This is a genomic window from Streptomyces viridiviolaceus, from assembly GCF_014650995.1.
Classification (GTDB): domain Bacteria; phylum Actinomycetota; class Actinomycetes; order Streptomycetales; family Streptomycetaceae; genus Streptomyces; species Streptomyces viridiviolaceus.
This window is the reverse complement of the sequence record NZ_BMWA01000130.1, coordinates 1-535: the sequence shown is the minus strand read 5'-3', so window position 1 is coordinate 535 and position 535 is coordinate 1. Positions and strand designations below refer to the sequence as shown.

The 535-nt window shown below is 46.9% G+C and carries 1 protein-coding gene; it reads left to right on the top strand.

Annotation, left to right across the window (positions count from 1 at the left end; genetic code table 11):
* Positions 1-495, top strand: a 495-nt coding sequence (lpxF, locus tag IE260_RS43510; RefSeq protein ID WP_229881867.1) for a lipid A 4'-phosphatase, incomplete at its 5' end; no start/stop codon positions are given.
* Positions 496-535: the final 40 nt, after the last annotated feature.

Below are 535 nucleotides of genomic sequence, written 5' to 3'. Positions count from 1 at the left end.
GATGTGCTTAGGTTTTTGCCTATTTTTGTAGGCACAGTCAGTTTGGCAATGCGCGATTATAGAGGGTTAGGGGAATTAGCGGTCGGCACATTGGTTACTCAAGGAGTGATTTATGGCCTTAAAGGAGCTTTTAGCACCGCCCATAAAGATGGGGCTAGAGTGGAATTTGCTAAACGCCCGTGCTGTAATTCTTGGAGAGGCATGCCAAGTGGGCATGCTGGGGGGGTGTTTAGCGCGGCTGGGTTTGTGTATTACCGCTACGGGTGGAAACCGGCTCTTCCTGTGATCGCTCTTGCAATTCTCACTGATGCCAGTAGAGTGGTGGCAGAACAACACACGATCTTGCAAGTTACGATCGGCAGCCTTATCGCATGGGGGTTTGCTTATTTATTCACTTCACGCTACAAACCCAAGCAATGGATGCTCTATCCTGAAATCTCTAGCGATTTTAAGGGCAGTAGCCGCTATGGGGTGAGCTTTTCTTATCAATGGTAAAGGGATAAAGTGCTAAAAAAGTTATTACTCATTTTGCTTT